The organism is Microbacterium sp. Bi128 (assembly GCF_918698205.1).
Map to the genome: position 1 here is coordinate 1 of NZ_CAKKMM010000803.1, position 2,300 is coordinate 2,300.

4 protein-coding genes are annotated in these 2,300 nt (G+C 74.0%); 2 read left to right on the forward strand and 2 right to left on the reverse strand.

Annotation, left to right across the window (positions count from 1 at the left end):
• A partial coding sequence (locus LQV45_RS26460; protein ID WP_230009682.1) for an MFS transporter occupies positions 1-701 on the forward strand: 701 nt, incomplete at its 5' end.
• Here LQV45_RS26460 and LQV45_RS26465 read toward each other — a convergent pair.
• On the reverse strand, positions 683-1,414 hold the full coding sequence (locus LQV45_RS26465; protein ID WP_230009685.1) for a membrane protein insertase YidC: 732 nt from the start codon (positions 1,412-1,414) through the stop codon (positions 683-685). The two genes, LQV45_RS26460 and LQV45_RS26465, sit on opposite strands and share 19 nt — an antisense overlap.
• Before the next feature lie 87 nt (positions 1,415-1,501).
• Complete coding sequence (locus LQV45_RS26470) at positions 1,502-1,789, reverse strand: DUF6412 domain-containing protein (RefSeq protein WP_230009687.1); 288 nt, start codon at positions 1,787-1,789, stop codon at positions 1,502-1,504.
• Positions 1,790-1,854: 65 nt separating this feature from the next.
• On the opposite strand from LQV45_RS26470, the gene LQV45_RS26475 reads away from it, so the two are divergent.
• Positions 1,855-2,300 (forward strand): glycine cleavage system protein R (locus tag LQV45_RS26475; protein WP_230009688.1); only part of this gene is annotated, 446 nt, incomplete at its 3' end.

Here is a 2,300-nt window from a genome sequence, read left to right on the forward strand (position 1 = left end):
CTCCCATCGCGGCCGCCGCGGCGCTGAGCTTCGTCTTCGTCACCGCGTTCGCGCTCCACCCCACCGGACGGGTCGTGCCGGTGGCGGCGGAGCGCGGGGCGATGGCTCCCGTCCGGGAGCTGGTGCGTCCGCGCCTGCTGATGCTGGTCGTGGCGGTGTTCGGCGTCGGGGCGTTCTTCGGCTCGACTCTGACGTCGCTGACGGCGTTCATGGAGGCCCGGGGCGCCCCCGAGGCCGGAGCGCTGCTGTACGGCGTCATGGGGGTCGGCTCGGCGGTGCTCGCCCTCGCGGTGGCCGTCCTGCCCGCGCGGTTCGCGCTCCGGTGGCGTCTGGTCGTGTTCGCGATCCTGCTGTTCGCCTCGGCGGGCGCGTACTCGGTGGGCGGATCGGTGCTCACGGTGACCGTCGTGCTGTGCCTCATGGGCATCGGCGTCGGGCCGTCGCTCGTCACGCTGTTCAGCCTGGCCGGGCACCGCGCCCCCGCCGGGCGCACGGCCACGACCATGACGCTGCTCGCATCGGCGCTCACACTCGCCCAGGCGCTGTCATCGGCGGTCACGGGGGCCGTGGCCGAGCGGGAGTCGGTCGAGACGGCGATGCTGTTCCCCGCCGCCGCCGCGCTCATCGTCCTCGCGATGGCGGCACTCAACGCGGTTCACGCCCGCCGGTGGGATGCCACCCGTCAGCCCTCCATCGGATAGATGCGCCGCAGGACCCAGCGCTGCCCGAACGTCCACACCGACGTGACGGCGAGATACAGTCCCGCGGCGAGCGGCACGAACAGCGCGACGATCGTGGTCGTGAACGGCAGGACGGCGATCAGACGCCCCGCCCACGCGGGGGCTGCGGGATCCTGCGGCGGTCGCAGGAAGCGGCGGGTCAGTTCTCCCGCCCCGGCGATCACGACGACGACCCCGCCGAGAAGCGCGAGGGTCATGGCATCCGCGGCCCCACCCGTGACGGCGGCGAGCAGACTCGTGCCCAGCGGCACCCCGGCCAGGCTCTCGGCGAGCAGGGCGTTGGCGTGTCCGGCGACCTGCGCGTGCAGGAACACGGCGTAGAGCAGACCCACCACCGGGGCCTGCGCGAGCACGGGCAGGCATCCGGCGACGGGGGAGACCCCGGCGTCACGGTAGAGCTGCATCGTCTCGCGCTGCAGGCGTTCGGGGTTCTTCCCCCATCGTTGCCGCAGGACCCGCAGCCGCGGGGCGAGACGCGCACGGTCGCGTTCCGCGCGGGCCTGCGACACCCCGACGGGGATGAGGACCGCGCGGACGACGAGGGTGACGACGACGACGGCGAGAGCGGCGGCCGTGCCGCCGGCGACGGGGGACAGGAAAGACGTGAGGGCCAGCAGGCCCCGGGTGGAAAGGTCGAGCAGGGCCGCCAGCGGCGGCAGGGCGAAGAGGTCCAAGGCAGAGTCCGTTCGTGGGGGCGATCAGGGCGTGATCGGCCGCGAAGGGATGCCACGACGGCGCCGGAGTCGGCGCGGTGGGGCGGGTTACGCGGCCGGAGCCGCGCGCCCGGGCGCTCGCGGGCGGGGATGCCCGGCGGCGTCGGGATCGCTCTGCGTGAGCGGAGCGGAGGGATCGATGGGCCGCGTCGCGCGGATCGGCGGCGGTTCGGCCGAGAGGCGGAACACGATCACCGCGATCGCGACGGTCAACACCACCGCGGCGGCCAGCGCGAGGGCCAGCAGCGGGGCCGGCGAGGATCCTCCGTCGGGGACGAGAGCGAGCTCGGTGGCGACGAGCAGGAGGTTCAGCGCGGTGAGGAACGATGCGAACACCCGGCACCCCCTCTCCTCGATCCGCCTCTCACGCTATCAGCGGGTCGGTGGCTACGCTGGCGGGCATGACGACTCTCGTGATCACCGTGGTGGGGGACGACCGGGCGGGGCTCGTGGCCGCCGTCGCCGACATCGTCGACGTCCACGGCGGCAACTGGGAGACGAGCGAGCTCGCCGAGCTCGCCGGCGCCTTCGCCGGGATCATCGAGGTGTCGGTGTCGCCGGAGCGGGCCGACGACCTGCGCTCCGCACTCGAGGCCCTCACTGGGACGCTCACCGTGTCGGTGCACGGGCCGGCCCCTGTGCGCGGGGCGGTGGCACGGTCGGTGTCGCTGACCGTCCTGGGCAACGACCGCCCCGGGATCGTCCGCGAGATCACGGGCACGCTCAGCGCGCGGGGCGCGAGCATCGAGCGCATGTCGACGCACACCACGGATGCCGCGATGTCGGGCGGACGCTTGTTCGAGGCCGCGCTCACCGCGACGCTCTCCGACGGTGGCCGGGTCGACGA